Here is a 21327-nt window from a genome sequence, read left to right as displayed (position 1 = left end):
TTTGGAGTCGATAGTGGATAGTCAATACGGGTCCGCCCGGCGGTCGATAGTAACTGGCGTCAGCACTATTGACTATCCACTATAAACTATTTTTCTGAAAAATCGGCAACTTTGTGCCTTATGACGAACAACCTGAAACAACAAATAGATACGATGCCGCCCCGTCGGCAGGAGCAGTTGCTGGCCTTTGACCGGCTGCTGACTATTATGGACGAACTGCGGGAGCAATGCCCCTGGGATCGCAAGCAGACGATGGACACCCTCCGCCACCTCACTATTGAAGAGACCTACGAACTTTCCGACGCCATTCTGGAGAAGGATCTCAACGAGGTAAAAAAGGAATTGGGTGATCTGATCCTGCACATGGTTTTCTACGCCCGCATTGCCTCCGAAACCAACAGCTTCGACATTGCCGACGTGCTCAACGGCATCTGTGAAAAGCTGATTGCCCGGCACCCGCACATCTACGGCGATGTGGTAGCTGAGACTGAAGAGAAGGTCAAACAGAATTGGGAGCAGCTCAAACTAAAGGAGGGCAATCGCTCCGTATTGGGTGGTGTACCGCAGTCGCTGCCGGCGCTGGTGAAGGCCATGCGTATCCAGGAAAAAGCGCGGGGTGCCGGCTTCGACTGGGAAGAGAAACAACAGGTGTGGGAGAAGGTTGAGGAGGAGATGCAGGAGTTCAAGCAGGAGTTCAACCTCAACGGAGGACCGGCAGATGATACCGAAGCAATTGATCGTCAGAAAGCCGAAGGTGAGTTTGGTGACCTGCTGTTCTCGCTGGTTAACTACGCCCGCTTCATTGATATCAATCCCGAAACGGCGCTGGAGCGCACCAATAAAAAGTTTATCAAACGCTTTCAGTACCTGGAAGAGCAGGCAAAGGCGTCCGGCAAAAATTTGAAAGACATGACCCTGGCCGAAATGGATGTGTACTGGGAGGAGGCCAAACGAGTCTTATGAGAATTGCCTTTCTGACGGACCTGCATATCGGCGCAGAAGGAGAAAAACCGCAGGGCGTTGATGTGCGCCAGAACTTTCTGAACGCGTTAGCCTTTCTGCCGGAAATCAAACCAGACTGTATCGTTCTCGGCGGAGATCTGTGCTACCAGACCGGCGAGCGGGCTGTTTACCAATGGATAAAGACGCAACTGGACCCGCTGCCTTATCCGGTTTACGCCATCGCCGGCAACCACGATGATCCTGTGATGATGGCTGAAGAACTGGAGTTGGCGCACGATGTCTGGGGTGACGAATTATACTTTGCGTTTCCGCTGAACGGTTATCCGGTGGTTTTCCTGGATACGGCAAAGGGATACTGTTCGCCGGGGCAGATGACCTGGCTACAGGAGCATCTGCACGCCATCGGCCGTAATATTTTACTGTTCATGCATCATCCGCCGGTGTTGGCCGGGGTGGGGCATATGGATGCCCACTATGCCTTCCAGCAGCGCGATGAAATCAAATCTATTTTCAACTCCCTTTCCGGACGCATCACCGTTGCCTGCGGACATTACCATGTGGAGAAAACTATTCTTCAAGATAATCTATCAGTGCTCATAACCCCCTCGCTGTTCTTCCAGATGAAGCATGATCCCGAAAAAATGGTTATCGACCACTATCGCATTGCCATTCGCGAGATCAACCTCTCCCCGGACGGGGTGACGAGTACGGTGCATTATCTAATGGGCGAAAGAGTGAAAGGAGTGAAAGAGCGAAAAACTGCGAAGCCACTCTTTCGCTCTTTCACTCATCGAGCCGAATAATTCGGCGCTTCCTTCTGAATGGAAATATCGTGCGGGTGGCTTTCGCGGGAGCCGGCCGTCGTGATCTTTACAAACTTAGCCTGCTTCAGGGCGTCGATGTCCCTGGCCCCGCAGTAGCCCATACCGGCTTTCAGACCGCCGACCAGCTGATACACGATCTCCGACACGCGGCCTTTGTACGGGACCCGGCCGACGATACCTTCAGGCACCAGCTTCTTAATATCATCTTCGGCATCCTGGAAGTAGCGGTCTTTGGAGCCTTCTTCCATCGCTTCTACCGAACCCATGCCCCGGTAGGTCTTGAACCGGCGGCCTTCGTACAGCACCACTTCGCCGGGTGCTTCTTCGGTACCGGCCAGCAGCGAGCCGATCATCACTGTGCTGGCACCGCCGGCAATAGCTTTGGTAATATCGCCGGAGAAACGGATACCGCCGTCGGCAATCACCGGAACGCCGGTGCCTTCGAGCGCCTTGGCGGCTTCGTATACGGCCGTCAACTGCGGCATACCAATACCGGCAATAATGCGGGTGGTACAGATACTGCCCGGCCCTACGCCTACTTTCACCCCATCGGCACCGGCATCGGCCAGCGCTCTGGCTCCTTCACCGGTGGCTACGTTACCGGCAATCACATCCAGTTTCGGAAAACGCTCTTTAATGCCGCGTACGGCATCCATAACGCCTTTGGAGTGCCCGTGGGCGGTATCGACGCTGATAACGTCTACCCCCGCCTTCACCAGCGCTTCGATGCGCCGGGTCAGGTCGGGCGTTACGCCGACGGCCGCGCCTACGCGCAGGCGACCCAGTTCGTCTTTGCAGGCGTTGGGGTGGCTGCGCTTCTTCAGAATGTCTTTGTAGGTAATCAGGCCGACCAGGTGGTTCTGGTCGTTTACGATGGGCAGTTTTTCAATTTTATATTGCTGGAGAATACTTTCCGCTTCGTCCAGGGTCAGGCCTTCCCGCGCCGTAATCAGGTTGTCGCGGGTCATGATCTCCGTGACCGGCTTGCCCATTTCCCGCTGAAAGCGCAGGTCACGGTTGGTCAGAATACCAATCAGCTTGTTGGAAGCGTCAACGACCGGGATACCGCCGATTTTGAACTCGCGCATGATCTGGTGCGCATCGGCCAGGGTGGCGCCCTCGCTGAGGGTAATCGGGTCGATGATCATGCCGCTTTCGGAGCGCTTCACTTTGCGGACCTGCTCGGCCTGCGCTTCAACCGACATGTTTTTATGAATGATACCGATACCGCCTTCCTGAGCCATAGCAATGGCCAGTTCATACTCCGTAACAGTATCCATAGCGGCCGACAGCAGCGGGATGTTCAGCTGAATGTTACGGGTAAGCTGGGTAGTGGTTTGCGTATCGCGCGGGAGAACCTCCGAGTAGGCAGGTAAAAGAAGAACGTCGTCGTACGTGAGTGCCTCGTAGAGAAACTTGGCGGAGTCTAAGCTCATGGCAAATAATCAGGTTGTCTTATTTGCCGGTCAAAGATACGAAAAATTCTAAACTGGATTTAGTTGGATTTTTCAGATTTACAGGATTTTTCGTTCCTTCTCTCCTGAGTTGGCGTCTTAAAGAAGATTGATCGAGATCTGTTTCCCGGTATCGCCAATGTTTACCCGGCAGTCGGCGAAAGAGGGGCCGGAAAAGAGGGGTTTGAAGTTGTTGCTGAAGCCGTACGGCTCTTTCGGAATACCAAACGCTTTTTTGTCCAGCTTTCCGTTAGCGTTCACATCGTGGAAGACGGCCACGGCATAGTCGCCGGGCTCAACCATAAACGTGACGCGAATATTTTTCTGGTTCGCCGAAACAACCTGGTTTTCGGTGGGGGTACAACTGCCGGGAAAATCCTTACAGGGTTTGAAAACGCCAATATGAACACTGCCAGCGAGTTGCCGGATATTCTGTACTTCGACCGTAAACGCGATTTTTTGAGATGCCGGTATTCTGGTGGGTAACAGTGTACTGAGGAGCGCAACGAAAAAGAACATGAGACAGGCGGTTTTTCGTAAAACGAATTTATCTTAGCATTTATGATTGCACAGCCCGAGCCAAAATCCAAACGCTGGATTCTGAAACCCTTTCCGGATGCACCCGCTCAACGGAGCGCCATTGAGGAGCTAACCCGGTCACTGGGGGTGAATCCGTTTCTGGCCAGTCTGCTCGTGCAACGGGGGGTACATACCTTCGATGAAGCCCGGACGTTTTTCCGCCCCGAAATTACGCATCTGCACGATCCGTTCCTGATGAAGGATATGGATAAAGCGGTTGAACGCCTGCAGTTTGCCATGATCCGCCAGGAGAAAATCCTGGTGTACGGCGATTACGACGTCGACGGTACTACCTCAGTGGCTTTGTTTTACGGCTTTCTCAAACAGATTTATCCAAACATCGACTATTACATTCCGGATCGTTACAAAGAAGGCTACGGTATTTCGAAACAGGGTATTCAGTGGGCGTCGGAAAACGGCTTTACGCTCATCGTCAGCCTCGATTGCGGCATCAAATCCATCGACCGCGTCACCGAAGCTTCCCAACTGGGTATCGACTTCATCATCTGCGATCACCACCGGCCGGGTGCGGAGTTGCCGCCTGCGGTGGCCGTGCTAGACCCTAAACGCAACGATTGTTCCTATCCGTTCAAAGAACTAACCGGCTGCGGGGTTGGTTTTAAATTGCTTCATGCCTTTTGCGTTTTCAGGGAATTTCCGCTGGATGACTTGTACGCGTACCTGGATCTGGTCGTGGTCAGCATTGCCTCGGACATCGTACCGATCAACGGCGAAAATCGGGTGCTGGCCTATTATGGGCTTAAGCAACTGAATTCGTCACCGCGTCCCGGTCTGAAGGCCCTGATCAGGATTGCCGCTATCAGCCGGGAGCTGGACATCAACAGCGTGGTGTTTGGTTTAGGGCCCCGCATCAATGCCGCCGGGCGCATCGAACACGCCAAAGCGGCCGTGCAGCTCCTGCTGGCCCAAAACGATATAGAGGCCGACAATTTTGCGCTTAAAATCAACGAGCATAACAAAAGCCGTCAGGGCTTCGACAAAGATATTACCGATCAGGCGCTGGCCATGATCCTGGGTGATGAGATGTTGCTGAGCGCCAAAAGTACTGTGCTGTTTAACCAGGGCTGGCATAAAGGCGTTATTGGTATTGTCGCTTCCCGCTGCATCGAGCGTTTTCACCGTCCCACGATCATTCTGACCAAATCGAACGAAGAGAAAGCCGCTGGGTCGGCGCGGTCGGTGCCGGGCTTCGATGTCTACGAAGCCATTGAAGAATGCGCCGATTTACTGGAACAGTTCGGGGGCCATACCTTCGCGGCCGGTCTCACGTTGACCATCGACAACATTCCGGCGTTTCAGAAGAAGTTCGAGGAGGTTGTTGCCGGCCGCATCCGCGAGGAGCAACTGACGCCCATGATCGAGATTGACCTCCCGCTCGACTTTGCCGCCATTGACCGGAAGTTTTACAATATCGTCCGGCAGATGTCGCCTTTTGGTCCGCATAACCTTCAGCCCGTGTTTATGACCGAGGATGTGTATCTGGCTGGTCCGCCAATGCTGATGAAAGAAAAGCACATCCGGATTAATGTGCGGCAGGGGCGGTCCGGGCATGTGATGACAGCAGTCGGTTTCAATTTGTCCGGCTGGCACGAGCCGCTGGTGCAATGTCTGCGGCACGGGCAGCCCTTTTCTATCTGCTATCAGGTTGAGGAGAACAACTACAACGGTAATTCGACGCTACAACTGCACCTGAAGGATATAAAATGTAGTCAATAGCGTTTAGTTGTTAGTCAGTAGTCAATACGGGGCCAACCGGCGGTCATTAGCCGATCCCGCAACAACACTATTGACTATCGACTATCGACTAAATCACCTATGATTTTAAGAACCGAAAGTTTAGTTAAAAAGTACGGCTCCCGGCTGGTCAACAATAACGTATCGTACCAGGTGGCGCAGGGCGAAATTGTGGGGCTGCTGGGGCCAAACGGAGCGGGTAAAACGACCTCCTTTTACATGGCTGTGGGCCTGATTAAGCCTAACAGCGGTAAGGTGTTCATCGACGATATCGACATCACCGCCCTGCCCATGTACAAGCGGGCGCGGCTGGGGCTGGGATATCTGGCACAGGAAGCATCCGTCTTCCGGGACTTATCGGTAGAAGAAAACATTCAGGCGGTGCTGGAAATGACCAGCCTCCCCAAAGCCGAGCAGCGGGAGAAGGTAGAAAGCCTGCTTGAAGAATTCCACCTGACGCACGTCCGGAAAAATAAGGGTAAAGTCCTCTCCGGCGGAGAACGCCGACGTACCGAAATTGCCCGGGCGCTGGCTGTCGACCCAAAATTCATTCTACTGGATGAGCCGTTTGCCGGCGTAGACCCCATTGCGGTGGAGGATATTCAAAGCATTGTGGCTAAGCTCAAGCACAAGAACATCGGCATTCTGATTACCGACCATAACGTAAACGAAACCCTGTCGATCACCGATCGGGCCTATCTGCTGTTTGAGGGCCAGATTCTGAAGCAGGGCAGCGCCGAAGACCTCGCCAACGACGAGCAGGTCCGCCGACTCTACCTCGGCCAGCACTTTGAACTGAAACGAAAAATTTAATTAAGAGTTAAGAGTGATGAGTTAAGAATTGTCGACGACTGGTAATTCTTAACTCATCACTCTTAACTCATCACTCCAAAGATGCCTACCTTACTTGCACAACCTACGATCATTGAAGCGGCCGGCAATAAGCCGAAGCGGATTGAAGAATACGCCGGCCGGGTGAATAGTAACCACAGCCACGTTAGTGTGGCCCGGATGGTGTCGCCCGCTGGTTGGGAAGAGCCGGGTCAGCGACCCGAGTTTGAAGAAATCACCATCGTGCTGAAAGGCATGGTGCGAGTGGAATACGAAGGCGGCCATTTGGATGTACGGGCCGGACAGGCCGTGGTGGCGCACCCCGGCGAGTGGATACGCTACAGCAGCCCCGAGCCCGAAGGGGCCGAATACGTGGCCGTTTGCCTGCCTGCCTTCTCCCCCGATACGGTGCATCGCGACGCGTAGGCTGGGTGGCCCTCAGCGCAAGAATAAGTTAGACAGGGTTAGGCCTACGCAACAATCTTTAAGGCCTCCCCCTGATTATGGAGGGCTATAAGCTGCTCTCCAGACATAGAAGTATAACTATAACGTTGACTTATCTGACTACAAATACTTCAAGGTCAGATTGAAATTCTCTTTACCCCAGCACCTCCCGCAACACCGGCAGGGATTTAACTTCGCCAACGCTGTCGATGTGGAGACGGTAGTAGGCAACCAGGGCGTCCAGCAGATCGGCGCGGTCGGCGCGGGTCAGGCGTACCGGGGTGCCGAGGGGCAGACGCAGAAAAGTGTTGAGGGCTGCCGTGGTCGATTCGTTGCCCAGAAACGGGTAGGAGTGCTCCTGGAGCTGCCCTTCAAACTCGCGGGCGCTTTCGGGTCCGAATCCCAGAAAAAAAGATAGCTTCAGCAGAAAAGCCAGGTGAAAGTTTTCGTAGTTGTTCTGCGCTTCTTCCAGATACATTACCGAATCCTCCAGAAACCGGAACAGCACTGGATTGCCCGCTTCTTCTTTCAGCGATTTTGTCAGAATCTCCGTCACGAACAGCGCCATACTCGATTTGGCCACTTCAAACGGAATGCTCTGGAACGGGTGGATAGTTTTCACCTCCGACAGCCGGTGCAGGTCACGGTCGTCTTTGTAGTAAACGACCATATCAAGCAGGGTCAGCGGCTGAAACAGGGCGATCTTGTTGGTCTTGCTTTTGGCCGAGCGCACCCCATTGATAATGTAACTTTGCAGGCCATATTCTTCCGTGTAGACGCGGGCAATAATGGATGTTTCGCGGTAGCGAATATAGCTTAGGGCAATTCCTCTGGTTTTTTGTAGCATAGGCGTGGCGGTCCGTCGTTATGGCATAAGGCATGGGGTACTGAAATGCGCCAGGTGCTAAACTACACAGTTTTTAGAGAAGTTTCCTTTAGATATTTGCTAACGTCCAGAGCCGTTTGCCGCGCCGACCGGTTAACACCAATCAGGGTGGCGGAGGCAAAGCCGGTCCAGCCACCATAGCCTACCAGCCACAAGCCGGGCTGGTGAATGGCACGCGTGCCCTCGGTTGCTACCTTGCCATTTTCTTCCACTATGCCCAATGATCTCAGGAAGCGAAGTGCCGGACGAAACCCTGTACACCAGATAATGGCGTCAATCGTCTCTTGAGAACCGTCCGGCCATACTACGCCATCAGGCGTTAAGCTGGTAAAGGGACGGCGGGCGTGCAGCACATCGCGCCGGCGGGCTTCTTTGACGCTATCGACCATCACAATACTTCCCAGACCCGTTAATGGTGGAATAGCTGTTCCTTCCTGTGAAGCATTGTATTTAGCCGTGGCCGCCTGAAACAAATGGCGACCATCGATTTCGTCGGGCAGAAACAAGGGCTCCTCCAGGGTGACCCATTGGGCAGTGGCTACGCGGGACACTTCGGCCAGAATCTGGGCGGCAGAATTGCCGGCGCCGACAATCAGCACCTTTTTGCCCTGTAACTCATCGGGTGAGCGATACTGAGCAGAGTGCAGTTGCGTGCCGCTGAATAGCTCCTGACCAGGATAGTAGGGCCAGTAGGGATAACTCCATGTACCCGTAGCGCAAATCAGCGTCTGGGTAACGTACTCGCCCTGGTCGGTGTGCAGGACAAAGTGGCCGTTCTGTTGTTCTACTGTTTCCACCTGCACCGGCCGCTGAATGGGTAGCTTGTAGCGCTGTTCGTACTGATTCAGGTAGCTGATTACCTCGTCGCGGGTAGGATAGCCAGCCCCGGCCGAAGGCATCAGCCAGCCCGGTAGCGAACTGGCCTCAGCGGGTGAAAACAGACGGAGAGAGTCCCAGCCGTGTTGCCAGGCACCACCCGGCTGAGCCTGATTGTCTAGAATAACATAGTTGTCTGTATACCGACGCAAGTGGTAGGCGATGGCCAGTCCGGACTGACCACCGCCAATAATGATGGTATCGAAAACCCGTTGTCGACGCATTTTGCCTGAACAGAGTTGGTAAACCCGGATCGCTGTTTTAGGGCGACATTCACCAGCAGAATCAGCACCGGCACTTCAATAAGTGGCCCGATAACGGCGGCAAATGCCGCGCCTGAGACTTAATGCCGAACCCCGCAATAGCAACCGCAATACCCGATTTAAAGTTATTGCCGGCGTAGAACAGTACCTGGAACACGCTGTTGAACGCTCTTCAGACCCGCTATGTATTCCTGATCACCCAGGGCCATGGCCAGAAAGATCCATAGCGTCAGGTTCCGGTCCAGAAACGACGATCTGGGTTTTAGGGCAGCCGCGACGGTGCTCATGCGAGGTGCTCGTTTACGAATTGGTGGCTATATTGTTTAATCTGGTCCCGTACAGCGCGGAACTGGGTGATTACCTCCTCCGGTGTGCCGGTTGCCTTTGCCGGGTCCGGAAAATTGTAATGAAAGTTCTGAGCCGTAGTGGGAAAATATGGGCAGCGCTCTCTGGCGTTGTCGCAGACGGTAATCACAAAATCAAAATTCACCTGCTGGTACTCGTCCACGTGGTTTGACGTATGATGCGAGATGTCGATACCGTCTTCCGCCATGACCTGCACCGCCTTTGGGTTCAGACCGTGGGTCTCCACGCCGGCGCTGTATACGGTAGCGCGGTCGCCGGCGAAGTGTTGCAGATAGCCGTGAGCGATTTGGCTGCGGCAGGAGTTGCCTGTACAAAGGACCAGAATATTCATGCGTGGTTGACTTGGGTATAAGATCGATTAAGGGCTACTTTTCGGCGTAGACCGTGACGCTGAAAATTCCCTTTCCCTGCTCCCGATAGGCCTGTATGTCGGCGTCGCTCAGGTAGTTTCGCAGCACCTCTTTCGGCAGGTGAATCTCCCGCTTTTTTTGTAAGCGGATGTTTAAGAATCCGGCTTCGTCAACCACCGACAGATAATCGACCAGTTGAATGGCCCCCGATACGCAGCCGGCATACAATTCGGCATCGCGTTGCAGCCCCTCCGGCAGTTCGCCTTCCAGCACAATGTCTGAGATGCTGAAGTGACCACCCGGCTTCAGAATCCGGTACGTTTCCGCAAACGCTTTTTGCTTGTTGGGTACCAGGTTCATCACGCAGTTGCTGACCACCACATCGGCCAGGTTATCGGGCAGGGGCATGGTTTCGATGTCGCCCAATAGGAATTCCACGTTAGTGTAGCCAAGGGCGTCGGCATTTTGGCGGGCCCGATTCACCATTGTTTCGGTAAAGTCCAGGCCAATTACCCGGCCGTTTTCGCCTGTTTCGGCGCGGGCCACAAAGCAGTCGTTGCCGGCACCGGAGCCCAGGTCAACCACAAGGTCGCCGGGTTTAATCTGGGCGAACTGCGTGGGTAAGCCGCAGCCGAGCCCTAAATCGGCATTAGCTACGTATCCGTCGAGTTTTTCGTAACTCTCGGCCATCTGTATCCCCTCCAGCAGGTCGGTAGATGGACTGCAACAGGAAGTTGGAACGCTGGCCTGGGAGTTACAGCCGCAGCCGCAATTGCTGACTGTGCCGGAAGCGGGTTCGCTTTGCGCGATGTCGCTGTACTTCTGCTTAACGATTTCTTTGAGTTCAGTGGACGTTGCCATAATGAAGGTTGTTTTGGGGTGGATAGAAACGATTAAACTAAAGACTTTTTCATGACGACCGCCGAGGCCGGGCACAACTGGCTAAACTGCTGCGTAGTGGCAACCGGGGTCGGAACGGTGCTACGCTCGACGCAGGTGAAGCCGTACCGCTCAAAATACTGGTCGGCGGTGGTGGTAATCAAATAGGCTTCGCGGATGCCCTGCTGACGGGCATTTTCCAGGACGGCATCGACCAGCCGGCGGCCCAGTTTGTGGTCGCGATAGTCGGGGTCAACGGCTACGGAGCGGAGCAGCCCAACGCGGTCGTAAGACTCAACTCCGGCGGAGCCGACGAGCCGGTCGCCGTCGAAGGCCAGAACAAAGCCCGGCAGGCCGGTGGGCAGGTCGTCGGTGGGAAGATTAACGTGTTGAAGCAGGACGGCCACCTGGTGCTGGTTGGCCGGTTCGGCAGTGCGGATGTCGATGTTCATAAAAATGGTCATTGTTTAAAATTGTACTATCGTAATATTGCGATTGATTTGGGCAAAAAAATTTAGCAGCACGTACTGCCGGTAAAAGCCTCCAGAAACTGCCCCAGCGTGGTTTTGGCTTCTTCCCAGACATCTTCGTTGATGCAATAGCAAACCCGTGGCGGATTTACGCTTCCTTTGATCAGCCCCACCCGGCTCAACTCCTTCAGGTGCTGCGATACGGTCGCCTGCGCAATGGGCAATTCATCGACCAGGTCTCCGCACACACAGCTCCTGGTGACGATCAGATACTGTATAATAGCTACCCGCGCCGGATGTGCCAGCGCTTTAGCCAGTTCGGCAATGCGGTTCTGCTCCGCTGTAAATACTTCTGTTTTCGTGACGCCCATTCTTTTCCTTACCGGCCCCTCTGCCGGCGATCTTCGTTTCTGCGAGCACCAGAGTAGCGGTGTTCGTTATAAATATATCGCAATATTACGATGAATAGTTTTGCAATGTCAAGTATATTGCCGAAAAAATTTCTTTACCCTGGTATGAAGCTTTACAAAACCCGCTCCGGAATTGTGGTCGAACACGATTCCCGTTACTTCCGTGCCCCCTCCGACGATTGGGATTACCTGGTCAACGAAGACAACCTCCACGACTTTCTGCAACGCGAGGTCCTTTCTACGGCTGCCTCCGACGAGTACCGGCGCTGGACGGAGCAGGAATTGTTGCCGCCCATCGGCCAGCAGGAAATCTGGGCTTCGGGGGTGACGTACCTCCGTAGCCGCAACGCCCGGATAGAAGAATCGAAAGATGCCGGGGGAGGGGATTTTTACGAGCGGGTGTATGATGCCGACCGGCCGGAGTTGTTCTTTAAATCCACCGCAGCGCGGGCCGTTGGTCCGGGCGATGCCGTCCGGATTCGGAAGGATTCTCAATGGAATGTGCCGGAGCCGGAACTGACCCTGTTTATTACCAGCTCAGGGAAGATTGTGGGCTATACCTGCGGCAATGATATGAGTTCGCGTGACATTGAAGGGGAGAACCCGCTGTATCTGCCCCAGGCCAAGACCTACGACGGCAGTGCTGCCATCGGCCCCTGCCTGTATGTACCCCAGGAACCTATTTCCTCGGACACCACGATCCGGCTGGAGATTCTGCGCGACGGTCAGTCCGCCTTCGACGAAAGCATCCGCATCGACCGCATGAAGCGCAAGCACGACGAACTGGCTTCGTACCTGTTTCGGGAGCTATCGTTCCCCTACGGCTGCTACCTGATGACCGGCACCGGCATTGTTCCGCCCGATCATTTCTCCTTGCAGGCCGGCGATGTGGTGCGGATTGCGATTGATGGGGTGGGAACGCTGGAGAATAGGGTTCAATGATTTCAGGTTCCAGCGGGGCCGTCCCGCTGGAACCTGAAACTAATTAGAAACCACCCGAACCCGCTGCTTCACCTCCGCCACCTTCTGCCGCAGCCGCTCCAGGTCGGTATCCATGACGGTGACGTGGCCCATTTTGCGGAAGGGTTTGGTGACGGCTTTGCCGTACAGGAACGGAAAGACGCCCGGCATACTCAGGATTTGCTCGAAGCCTTCGTAGCGGGCAGGGCCGGTATGGCCGGGTGCGCCCAGCAGGTTGACCATTGCGGCCGGTTGGTAGGCCGTGGTATCGCCCAAAGGCAGGTTCAGAATGGCCCGCCAGTGCTGTTCGTACTGCGAGGTAACGTTGGCCCGGATGGTGTGGTGGCCGCTGTTGTGTGGGCGGGGCGCTACTTCGTTTACCAGTACCTCGCCGTCTTTTGTCAGGAACATCTCCACGGCCAGCAGACCTACAATGCCGAAGGCTTCGGCCGTCCGGCGGGCGATGTCCTGCGCCTGCCGGTCAATAGCCTCGTTGATTTCGGCGGGGGCAAACAGGTATTCTACCAGATTATGCTCCGGATGAAAAACCATTTCTACGGTTGGGAAGGTCATAAGCTCACCCTGCTCGTTGCGGCCGACGATTACGGCCAGTTCTTTCGCGAAATCGACGGCTTTTTCCAGTACCCCCGGCGCGTCAAATGCCTTGCCGACATCGTCGGCGGAGGCTATGCGCTGTACCCCCCGGCCATCGTAACCATCTCTGCCTAATTTGTGGAAGGCCGGCAGAAACTCGGTGTAGCGGGCTACGTCCTCGCGGTTATCCGTCAGGATAAAATCGGCGGTGGGCAGGTTGTGGTTGCGGAAAAACTGCTTTTGTAAGCCTTTATCCTGGATCGTCCGGATCACGGCGGGCTGTGGATACACCTTTTTGCCTTCCCGTTCGAGAGCTTCCAGTGCATCCACGTTTACCTTCTCGATTTCGATCGTCAGCACATCGACCGACTGACCAAACTGGTAAACAGTATCATAATCGGTGAGGGAGCCTTGCCGGAAAGAGGTAGCCAGATGGCGGCAGGGCGCTTCGGCATCGGGGTCGATGATATGGATGCGGAGGTTCCAGTCGATAGCGGCCTGGAGGAGCATCAGGCCGAGTTGCCCTCCGCCTAAAATACCGATAGAAGAAGTTGTAGCTGTCATGCGGGTGTTGAATCGTCCCGCAAAAATAGGCATAAGCCTTATTGCGCCACTTCCTTTCTGATTAATTCCCGCACTTTCAGGCTGGTGAGCCAGGTATCGCCAAAGGAGGACATCGTAAAAATAATCCCGGCGATTTTCTGCCTGCGGTTTATCCACGGGTGTACGCCGAATATGCCGGGCGAGCTAACCTCGGTAGGAACACTGGCATTGGGGTCGGTTACGTCCCGCCAGATACCAATGCCGTACCGCAGCGGAGCCTGAATGCCGGTGGGGGTATACGGGTTTCGGGGATATACGGTATAGGTCATTGTGGCCCCATTGGTCTGGTCTTTTTCCATTTCCCGGATAGCGGCTTCGCTCAACACCCGCTTTCCTTCGTATACTCCATTGTTGACGAGCATTTCCAGGAAGTTCAGGTAATCGGGTCCCACCGAAGCGGCTCCAATGGCAATGCCGGGATTCGTTTCGCTGGTATACACGGTATACCGCATTTCGCAGGGGTCGGCAATTTTCTCTCCGAAAAGGGTATGCCAGCTTTTGCCGGAGGCTACTTCGGCCATGCGGCCGGCCACGTGCATGCCCAGATCACCGTAGAAGAAAGCGGTACCGGGCTTGGACAGCAGTTTGGTGGTGCGGCCAATGGAGTCGACGGCCTGCGCCAGCGTGAATACCCGGCGCGACTCAAACCCCTGTGGGGTGTTGGCGGGAAGCCCCGACGTATGCGAGAACAACTGCCGGAGCGTAATATGGCCTTTGCCGTAGCGGGTAAAGTTGGGCAGGTACTTGCCGACGGTATCGTTCAGCGAAAGCTTTCCCTCATCGACCAGCGCCATGATAACGGCCCCCGACAGCCATTTGGTGGCCGACGCCAGCGGAATGGCCTCCCGTTTGCCCATTGCCAGCTCGAATTCGTAAACCGGGTTTTCGGCCTGACTTACCAGCACCAGCAAATTGCCCCGGTACCGGGCAATACTGTCGAGCAGGACATCTGTAACGGGCTCAAAGTTGTATACCCTGGGAGTAACGTCTTTGGGAGACCGGCAGGAAACAAGGGCGGCCAGTAATACGAATAAGCAGACCAGACGTACCATAACAGCGCTGTTTTACCACTAAAGGTAACCGATGCAGCCGCCAAAATCAAGCCGTATTCCAAAGCCACTGTGCTGATTCGGATACGTATACACCTAAAAAAGCCGCACCTTATCCACAGGGTGCGGCTCCGGTACGGCAAAAATGGCTGCCGGTTATTTTACCTCAAAGTCAGACTCTTTCAGACCTTTGTTGACCTCGATATTCTTCACATTCAGCGTCAACTGCATCGGCCCCATCGATTGCTGAATGGTGTACGGAAATTTGATACCGTTTACTTCCTTGTAATTACTGAAGCTGACCGGCACCTGAATGGCACCCTGCGGACCCTGCTGCGTCGTAATCTGCTGAACGCGCAGGCCCGACTCGGCATCAAAGAAATCGGTCCAGGTGATTCCCTCATCGGTGGTGTACACGACTTTGTAAGCGTCTTTGCCGTTTACTTTTTCGGTGCCGGCCAGGGTAGCTTTTACACCGTTCTCGGCCATCCGTAGTTCGGGGAAGGTGCCGCTGGTCAGGGTAATCTGCCGCGCGTCTTTGCCCTCCAGGGTTTGACCCTGTCCCATCTGCATCATAGACACTTTAGAGCCGTCGCTCACCATCTTCACCACCTCCATACCCATCGCCGTCGCTACCATCGATGATTTATTGGGGGCCATCGACTTCCGAACCATTTCCATGGCCTGCCCCTGAATTTCGGTATTCAGCGTAACGGTAATGTCTTTTACCTTCGTCAGCGCGTCTTTCCCACCGACGGCGGCAATGTATTTATCGATCACCTGCTGGGCGTTCATTCCCACCGGAGCCGCTTTAGCCGGTGTCGGCGCATCAACCTTATTTCCCTGGGCATCGTAGTACTCAATATCGCCGAAGCGCTTCAGCTTATCGGCAATGTCGGCCCCTTTGCCGACCACCACGATGTACACCCGGCTGGGGTCGATAAACTTCTGGGCCATCTGCTTAATTTCGGCATCTGTGACTTTCTCGACGTTTTTCAGGTAATTGGCGTAGTAGTCGGCGGGCAGGCCGTACTGCGCCGTCCGGATGGCGTAGTTGGCAATGGTCTGCGGGTTTTCCAGCGAAAAGACGTAGTTGCCGGAGAAGATGCTTTTGGTCCGCTTCAGCTCTTCGTCGGTCGGTACGCCTTCGCGAATTGCTTTTAGTTCATGCATCAACTCAGCCACGGCGCTGTCGGTAACGGCGGTGCGCACACTGGCACCGGCGCGAAAACGACCGATCAGCTTATCGGAGGTCAGCGAAGAGTTGGCACCGTAGGTATAGCCGTGTTTTTCGCGCAGGTTCATAAACAGCCGGGCGGTAGCACCACCTCCCAGAATATCGTTCATGAGGCTGGTCCGGATTGCGTCGGGGGAGCCGGGTTTCAGCTCCGCCGGCGACACCACCGCAATCACCGACTGGGCGGCACTGGGCCGGTCGACCAGCACGATTTTGGTTTTCTCCGGGGCTTTTGGCATAGCGTAGGTGGGTTTGGGGACATCGCCCCGCTGCCATTTGCTGAAATGCTTTTCGACCAGTGTCCGGGCTTCGGCGGGCGTAATATCACCCACCACAGCCAGGTAGCCGATATTCGGGCGGAAATAGGTAGTATAAAACGTCCGGGCGTCTGCCAGCGTCACCCGGCCGACGGTTTCCTCTGTTTCTGTTTCGCCGTACGGATGATTTTTACCGTACATCACGGCATTGCTCACCAGCGAGGCAATGGCGTTGGGATTGTCTTTGCGGGATGCGATGGCCGAAATGTTCTGCTTTTTGAGCCGGTCCAGTTCCGCCTGCGTGAAGTTGGGGTTTAGCAGCACATCAGCCATCAGTTCGAGCAGCTGATTGGTGTGCTTCTTCAGCGAAGCGGCATAGATACCCGTCGGCGACGTATTCAGGGTGGCCCCCATAAAATCGACTGCCTCGTCAATCTGGTCTTTCGTCCGGGTTTTGGTGCCGGTCTTCAGCAGCTCGCCGGCAATGCTGACGTAGCCCGCTTTGTCGCCTTCCAGAATGGGCTCATAGTCGAGCAGCAGGTTAAAGGCTACGCGGGGCAGCTTGTTGTTCTGCACCACAAAGACCCGCAGCCCGTTGGCGAGGGTAAAAGATTCCGGGTTAGCCAGCCGGATAACCGGGGCCGGCGCATCGGCCGGCAGTTTGGTACGGTCGAGCTTCTGCGCAAAGCCTGTGGTAACCACAATCGCCAGCGAAGCCGCCATGAAGGTATGCTTTATGTATGTTCTCATTGTTTCTTCAAACCTCAAACTTCAGACTTCAAACCCTACTCCCCTTTACTTTCCGTTTTCTTCGGTTCCATCGACTTTGGCAGGTAGTACAGTACCACGCGGTTTTCCCTGGTCAGGTACTTGTTGGCCACCCGGCGGAGGTCTTCTTTGGTGACCTTGTTGTAGCGTTCCAACTCGGTATTAATCAGATTGGCATCGCCGAAATACATCTTGTAGTTGGCCAGGTTTTCGGCAATACCGGCAACCCGGGCATTGCGCGTTACGAAGTCGGATTCAATCTGATTCTTCACCTTCTGGAATTCCTTATCCGAAACCAGTTCTTTCTTAACGCGCTCCACTTCGGCATCAATGGCGGCTTCGAGCTCTTCGGCCTTTGTACCCATATTAGCAATCCCGATGGTGATAAACAGACCGGGGTCTTCCAGCGCCAGCGGGAACACACTGGTTTGCAGCGCTTTCTGCTGCTTATCCACAATCTCTTTGTTCAGGCGGGAACTCTCGCCATCGGCCAGCAGGGTAGTCAGCACGTTCAGGGCGTAATAGTCGGGCGTACCCTGGGCCGGCATATGGTACGCCTGGAACACGCCGGGTAGCGTAATGTTGTCGTACACGATATCACGCACCTCCTGCTTCGACTCCGGTTCTTTTACGTTCGGGCGGTAGATGGGTTTGGTGCCTTTGGGAATTTCCGCAAAATACTTCTCGATTAACTGCTTCGTCTGATCGATATTAATATCGCCGGCAATGGACAGAATGGCGTTGTTGGGTACGTAAAACTCCTGGTAGAAGTCGCGGAACTCGTCAATTTTAGCCGCGTTCAGGTCTTCCATGGAGCCGATGGGTGCCCATTTGTAGGGGTGGACTTTATAGGCACGCTTCAGCACTTCCGGAAAGAACGAGCCGTAGGGCTGGTTCTCGTAGCGCTGCCGGCGTTCTTCCTTCACCACCTCGCGCTGGGTGTTCACGCCGGTTTCGTCAATTTTGGCGTGCAGCATTCGCTCCGACTCCAGGTAAAGCCCCAGCTCCAGTTTGTTGGACGGCAGCACTTCGTAGTAGAACGTGCGGTCGTTGGAGGTATTGGCGTTTAACTGCCCCCCGGCCCCTTCCACCGTTTTCATGTACTGGCCCCGTTTAATGTTCTCCGAGCCTTCGAACATCAGGTGCTCAAAAAAGTGGGCAAAACCCGAGCGGCCCGGTTTTTCGTTCTTCGAGCCGACATGGTACATCACCGTCACGGCTACCAGGGGTGTACTGTTATCCTGGTGCAGGATCACGTGCAGGCCGTTGGGCAGATCGTATTCGGTAAACTGGATGCGGCCCTCCGCTGGTGATGACGCGGTAGCCGGGGGCCTGACCGGTGACTTCGAGGCTGTTTTGGGCGTTTGCGCTACAGCCGACCACAACAGGCTTTGGCTGAGCGCTACGCATAACACTATTTTTCTCATAGTAAGCAGACTTACAGGTTAGTTACTAGTCCAGAATTGTTCAAAATTAACGATTAAACCGGCAGATTAGTAGAGAACCGCACCAATTGCCGGATCAACGGCACTATACCTACACCAGTGGCAGCTACGCTCAGCCATGCGGAAGAATGGAGTAGAGCGCCAGGTAGGTAATGGCCCCGGCCACGTAGCCGATCAGGGCCAGCCAGCTTATCTTCCGGATATACCACATAAACTCCAGCTTTTCCATACCCATCACGGCTACACCGGCGGCTGAGCCGATCACCAGCAGACTGCCGCCCGTGCCGGCGCAGTACGCCAGAAACTCCCACATTTTGGAGTCGACGGGGTAGGTCGACAAATCATACATGCCCATAGCGGCCGCCACAATGGGTACGTTATCGACAATAGCCGAGACAATACCGATCAGAAAGATGATCAGATCCAGATTACCCACGGCGTTGTCCAGCGAAACGGCCAGTGTACGCAGCAGCCCGATAGCCTGCAACGCACCCACCGCCAGCAGAATGCCGAGAAAGAACAGGATACTGGGCGCATCGATCTTGGAAAGGGCATGAGCCGCCGAAAAGCGTTTTTTGTCCTCGTCGTCTTTGTCGGCATGGATGAATTCCGAAATCGCCCAGACAACACCCAGCGACAGCATCATGCCCATATAGGGCGGCAGGTGGGTAACCGTTTTAAAAACCGGCACAAACAACAGCCCGCCAATACCGGCGGCCAGCATGATGGCCCGGTCCCGGCGTTTCAGCGGAGAGACGTACGGGCGGCTGATGCCGTGTTTTGCGGTGCCGACATCGCCCTGGGCACCGGGTTTAAAGCGGTAGGTAAGTACCGATAGCGGTACGACCATGCAAACCAGGCTGGGCAGCAACAGCGTTATAATGATGTTGGTTGTGGTAATCTGCCCCCCTATCCAGAGCATGGTGGTGGTTACGTCACCAATGGGCGACCAGGCCCCGCCCGCGTTGGCGGCAATGATAATCATGCCGGCCATCAGCCGGCGCTGTTCGGCATTACGTACCAGCTTGCGCAGTACCGAGATCATCACGATGGAGGTGGTCAGGTTATCGAGCAGGGCCGACAGGAAAAACGAAAGGATACTGATAATCCAAAGCAGCACGCGGGTATTCCGGCTGGATATACGGTCGGTAATAATGTTGAAGCCCTCGTGGGCGTCCACCAGTTCGACAATGGTCATGGCCCCCAGCAGGAAGAACAGGATTTCGGAAATTTCGGCCAAATGCTCGGATAACTCAGTTACGGTATGCTCGATATTTCCGGTAGAAAGGGCGTAAATTGTCCAGCAGACAACACCTGTAATCAGGGCAGAAGCGGACTTATTCAGGCGGATGGGATGTTCAAGCGCAATGAGCAGGTAACCGATTACAAAAACAGCAACGATGGATATAAGCATGGTAAAATGGGTGTGGCCGGTTGAACCAACCTTGGTTATGGCGGGTTAAAATTAGGCCGGGATGGACGGAATAGGTAGAATTAGAATAAAAATAATTGTCGATGCTGGTTGTTCGGGTGCCTTTCTTGTGGGTTGAGGGTATGGCCTTGTTTCCGCTGGTACTGGTCCGGCGGCCGAATCCTAATCCGGTCTTAATCAATCATGAGCGGGTACACCTGCGGCAGCAGCTCGAACTGGGTATCCTGCCGTTTTACATCTGGTACCTGGTTGAGTACCTGATCCGGCGCTGGCAGTACCGGGATCATTATACCGCTTACCGCAACATCAGCTTCGAGCGGGAAGCGTTTGCCAACGAAAAGAACCTGCACTACCTGCCGAAACGCCCCTGGTTTACGTTCCGGCACTATATCTGATCAGAGGCAGGCTTGTGGGTAATCACGCCGATCATCATCACCAGCGCCGAAAAGATCACCACCAGCATCAGAATGCCTTCCCGAAAGCCGGTTATCTGTAATTGCCTGGGTATGTTCAGGTAAAGCAGGATGGTGATCAGCCCGCGGGGTGCAATCCAGATGATGGGGTACACAGAGCCCCGGAACGTAGCCTGCAGGGTAAGGAAGCGTACTCCTACCACCACCAGCACAAAGATAAGACTAACGATCAGCGCGTCGATGTCGAGCAGCGCTCTGGCCTGGGCCGTGTAGCCAAACAGCAGGAAGAAAAACGTACGCACCACAAAAGCACTTTCGGTGGTCAGGTTTTTAAGCTGGTCCAGTTCCCGTTCAAACAGGTCGTTCTTAAAAATCAGGTCCAGTCTTCCCTTGATAAACAGTTCGGTATTGTTCAGAAACAGGCCAAAGACCAGGATCAGCAGTAACGATGATAGCTGGTAAATTTCGGCAATGGCATACACCAGAAACAGCACCGAGATAATGGGCAGGAACTTAACCGGGTGGCTAATCCGGCTGATCAGGTACAGCAGCAGAAAGCAGCAGATCAGGGAAATAACGGCCATCAGCAGCGTATCCCGGACAAACACAAAGGAGGCATTGAACACCGATGACTCGTTGCTGAGCAGCAGAAAGTTGAACAGCATCACCCCCAGAATGTCGGAAAACGACGATTCGTAGGTGACAAATTCCCGTTGCCCATAGGCCAGATTACGGATGCTCGGAATGGCCACGGCACTGCTGATGACGGCAAAGGGCGTAGCGTTGACCAGGCACTTATAAAACGACTCTTCCAGCAGGAGGTAGAGTGTAGTGGCAATCAGAAGTGACGTAATGACGATGGATGAAAGTGCCATCAGAAACGTTCGTCGGATCAGGCCGTATCGTTCCGGCTGCAGTTCCAGATCCAGCCCGCCTTCCAAAACGATCAGAATCAGACCTAAGGTACCCAGAATAGACAGCGTAGGGGCAATAAACGGAATTTGTACGTCGAAATAATTGGTAATCTGACGTATAATCATCCCCAGCGCCAGCAGCAAAATGACGGATGGGGTTTTATATCGGCTGCTAAGCAGGTCGAACACGTACGAAATCAGGACCGACAGGCTCAGAATAATAATCCAATAGGATGAATCCATGCGGTTGAGCGGTGGGCTACAAAAACAACTATACGCGCAAGATAGGCATTTTTGGTAACTTG

The 21327-nt window shown here is 54.5% G+C and carries 22 protein-coding genes and 1 pseudogene; 7 read left to right on the top strand and 16 right to left on the bottom strand.

Going from position 1 to position 21327, the window contains the following annotated elements:
• Positions 1-120: 120 nt before the first annotated feature.
• Together mazG and ABD931_RS15180 are read left to right on the top strand one after the other, a co-directional pair.
• Complete coding sequence (mazG, locus tag ABD931_RS15185) at positions 121-963, top strand: nucleoside triphosphate pyrophosphohydrolase (RefSeq protein ID WP_345268552.1); 843 nt, start codon at positions 121-123, stop codon at positions 961-963.
• On the top strand, positions 960-1766 hold the full coding sequence (locus ABD931_RS15180) for a metallophosphoesterase family protein (protein ID WP_345268550.1): 807 nt from the start codon (positions 960-962) through the stop codon (positions 1764-1766). Before mazG ends, ABD931_RS15180 begins: the two co-directional genes overlap by 4 nt.
• Here ABD931_RS15180 and guaB read toward each other — a convergent pair.
• Positions 1751-3223 (bottom strand): IMP dehydrogenase, encoded by a 1473-nt coding sequence (gene guaB, locus ABD931_RS15175; RefSeq protein WP_345268548.1) that lies wholly within the window; start codon positions 3221-3223, stop codon positions 1751-1753. The two genes, ABD931_RS15180 and guaB, sit on opposite strands and share 16 nt — an antisense overlap.
• 117 nt (positions 3224-3340) lie before the next feature.
• Complete coding sequence (locus ABD931_RS15170; protein WP_345268546.1) at positions 3341-3760, bottom strand: DUF2141 domain-containing protein; 420 nt, start codon at positions 3758-3760, stop codon at positions 3341-3343.
• A 42-nt stretch (positions 3761-3802) separates the two neighbouring features.
• On the opposite strand from ABD931_RS15170, the gene recJ reads away from it, so the two are divergent.
• The 3 genes from recJ to ABD931_RS15155 all read left to right on the top strand — a co-directional run bounded on the left by recJ (position 3803) and on the right by ABD931_RS15155 (position 6832).
• A complete protein-coding gene (gene recJ, locus ABD931_RS15165; protein ID WP_345268544.1) occupies positions 3803-5557 on the top strand; it encodes a single-stranded-DNA-specific exonuclease RecJ in 1755 nt (584 codons plus the stop codon).
• Between the two features lie 99 nt (positions 5558-5656).
• On the top strand, positions 5657-6388 hold the full coding sequence (lptB, locus tag ABD931_RS15160; protein WP_345268542.1) for an LPS export ABC transporter ATP-binding protein: 732 nt from the start codon (positions 5657-5659) through the stop codon (positions 6386-6388).
• 81 nt (positions 6389-6469) lie between these two features.
• Positions 6470-6832: a cupin domain-containing protein gene (locus tag ABD931_RS15155; protein WP_345268540.1), complete on the top strand. Its 363-nt coding sequence runs from the start codon at positions 6470-6472 to the stop codon at positions 6830-6832.
• 172 nt (positions 6833-7004) lie between these two features.
• On the opposite strand, the gene recO is transcribed toward ABD931_RS15155, so the two are convergent.
• The 8 genes and pseudogenes from recO to ABD931_RS15115 form a co-directional block, all read right to left on the bottom strand.
• Positions 7005-7697 carry a DNA repair protein RecO gene (gene recO / locus ABD931_RS15150; protein WP_345268538.1) on the bottom strand — a complete coding sequence of 231 codons (693 nt, stop codon included), beginning with the start codon at positions 7695-7697 and terminating at the stop codon, positions 7005-7007.
• 62 nt (positions 7698-7759) lie between these two features.
• Positions 7760-8836 (bottom strand): ArsO family NAD(P)H-dependent flavin-containing monooxygenase, encoded by a 1077-nt coding sequence (locus ABD931_RS15145; RefSeq protein WP_345268536.1) that lies wholly within the window; start codon positions 8834-8836, stop codon positions 7760-7762.
• Positions 8837-8856: 20 nt separating this feature from the next.
• Positions 8857-9011, bottom strand: a pseudogene (locus ABD931_RS15140) (arsenical-resistance protein); the annotation flags it as partial.
• Positions 9001-9162, bottom strand: a complete 162-nt coding sequence (locus ABD931_RS15135) for a hypothetical protein (RefSeq protein WP_345268534.1) — start codon at positions 9160-9162, stop codon at positions 9001-9003. The gene ABD931_RS15135 and the pseudogene ABD931_RS15140, both read right to left, overlap by 11 nt.
• Positions 9159-9572, bottom strand: coding sequence for an arsenate reductase ArsC (locus ABD931_RS15130; RefSeq protein WP_345268532.1), 414 nt, complete (start codon positions 9570-9572; stop codon positions 9159-9161). The genes ABD931_RS15135 and ABD931_RS15130 overlap by 4 nt, the downstream gene beginning before the upstream one ends.
• A 34-nt stretch (positions 9573-9606) precedes the next feature.
• Complete coding sequence (locus ABD931_RS15125; RefSeq protein WP_345268530.1) at positions 9607-10452, bottom strand: arsenite methyltransferase; 846 nt, start codon at positions 10450-10452, stop codon at positions 9607-9609.
• Between the two features lie 32 nt (positions 10453-10484).
• The gene (gene arsN2 / locus ABD931_RS15120; protein ID WP_345268528.1) at positions 10485-10934 is read right to left on the bottom strand and encodes an arsenic resistance N-acetyltransferase ArsN2; all 450 of its coding nucleotides are present in this window, start codon (positions 10932-10934) and stop codon (positions 10485-10487) included.
• A gap of 50 nt (positions 10935-10984) precedes the next feature.
• Positions 10985-11311 carry an ArsR/SmtB family transcription factor gene (locus ABD931_RS15115; protein ID WP_345268526.1) on the bottom strand — a complete coding sequence of 109 codons (327 nt, stop codon included), beginning with the start codon at positions 11309-11311 and terminating at the stop codon, positions 10985-10987.
• Positions 11312-11455: 144 nt separating this feature from the next.
• Here ABD931_RS15115 and ABD931_RS15110 point away from each other — a divergent pair, with 144 nt between their 5' ends.
• Entirely contained in the window at positions 11456-12292 is an 837-nt protein-coding gene (locus ABD931_RS15110) for a fumarylacetoacetate hydrolase family protein (protein WP_345268523.1), read from the top strand.
• A gap of 39 nt (positions 12293-12331) precedes the next feature.
• On the opposite strand, the gene ABD931_RS15105 is transcribed toward ABD931_RS15110, so the two are convergent.
• The 5 genes from ABD931_RS15105 to nhaD form a co-directional block, all read right to left on the bottom strand.
• Complete coding sequence (locus tag ABD931_RS15105; RefSeq protein WP_345268521.1) at positions 12332-13468, bottom strand: 5-(carboxyamino)imidazole ribonucleotide synthase; 1137 nt, start codon at positions 13466-13468, stop codon at positions 12332-12334.
• A 38-nt stretch (positions 13469-13506) separates the two neighbouring features.
• Positions 13507-14559: a serine hydrolase domain-containing protein gene (locus tag ABD931_RS15100; RefSeq protein ID WP_345268519.1), complete on the bottom strand. Its 1053-nt coding sequence runs from the start codon at positions 14557-14559 to the stop codon at positions 13507-13509.
• 153 nt (positions 14560-14712) lie between these two features.
• Entirely contained in the window at positions 14713-16800 is a 2088-nt protein-coding gene (locus tag ABD931_RS15095; RefSeq protein WP_345268517.1) for an insulinase family protein, read from the bottom strand.
• Between the two features lie 35 nt (positions 16801-16835).
• Positions 16836-18245: a M16 family metallopeptidase gene (locus ABD931_RS15090; RefSeq protein ID WP_345268515.1), complete on the bottom strand. Its 1410-nt coding sequence runs from the start codon at positions 18243-18245 to the stop codon at positions 16836-16838.
• Positions 18246-18375: 130 nt separating this feature from the next.
• Positions 18376-19677, bottom strand: a complete 1302-nt coding sequence (nhaD, locus tag ABD931_RS15085; RefSeq protein WP_345268513.1) for a sodium:proton antiporter NhaD — start codon at positions 19675-19677, stop codon at positions 18376-18378.
• Between the two features lie 101 nt (positions 19678-19778).
• On the opposite strand from nhaD, the gene ABD931_RS15080 reads away from it, so the two are divergent.
• Positions 19779-20090, top strand: a complete 312-nt coding sequence (locus tag ABD931_RS15080) for a hypothetical protein (protein ID WP_345268511.1) — start codon at positions 19779-19781, stop codon at positions 20088-20090.
• Here the strand turns inward: ABD931_RS15080 and ABD931_RS15075 are convergent.
• Positions 20081-21265: a cation:proton antiporter gene (locus ABD931_RS15075; protein ID WP_345268509.1), complete on the bottom strand. Its 1185-nt coding sequence runs from the start codon at positions 21263-21265 to the stop codon at positions 20081-20083. The two genes, ABD931_RS15080 and ABD931_RS15075, sit on opposite strands and share 10 nt — an antisense overlap.
• Positions 21266-21327 lie beyond the last annotated feature (62 nt).

The sequence above is a fragment of the Nibrella viscosa genome (assembly GCF_039541875.1).
Lineage (GTDB): Bacteria > Bacteroidota > Bacteroidia > Cytophagales > Spirosomataceae > Nibrella > Nibrella viscosa.
This window is presented reverse-complemented; position numbering and strand designations above follow the sequence as displayed.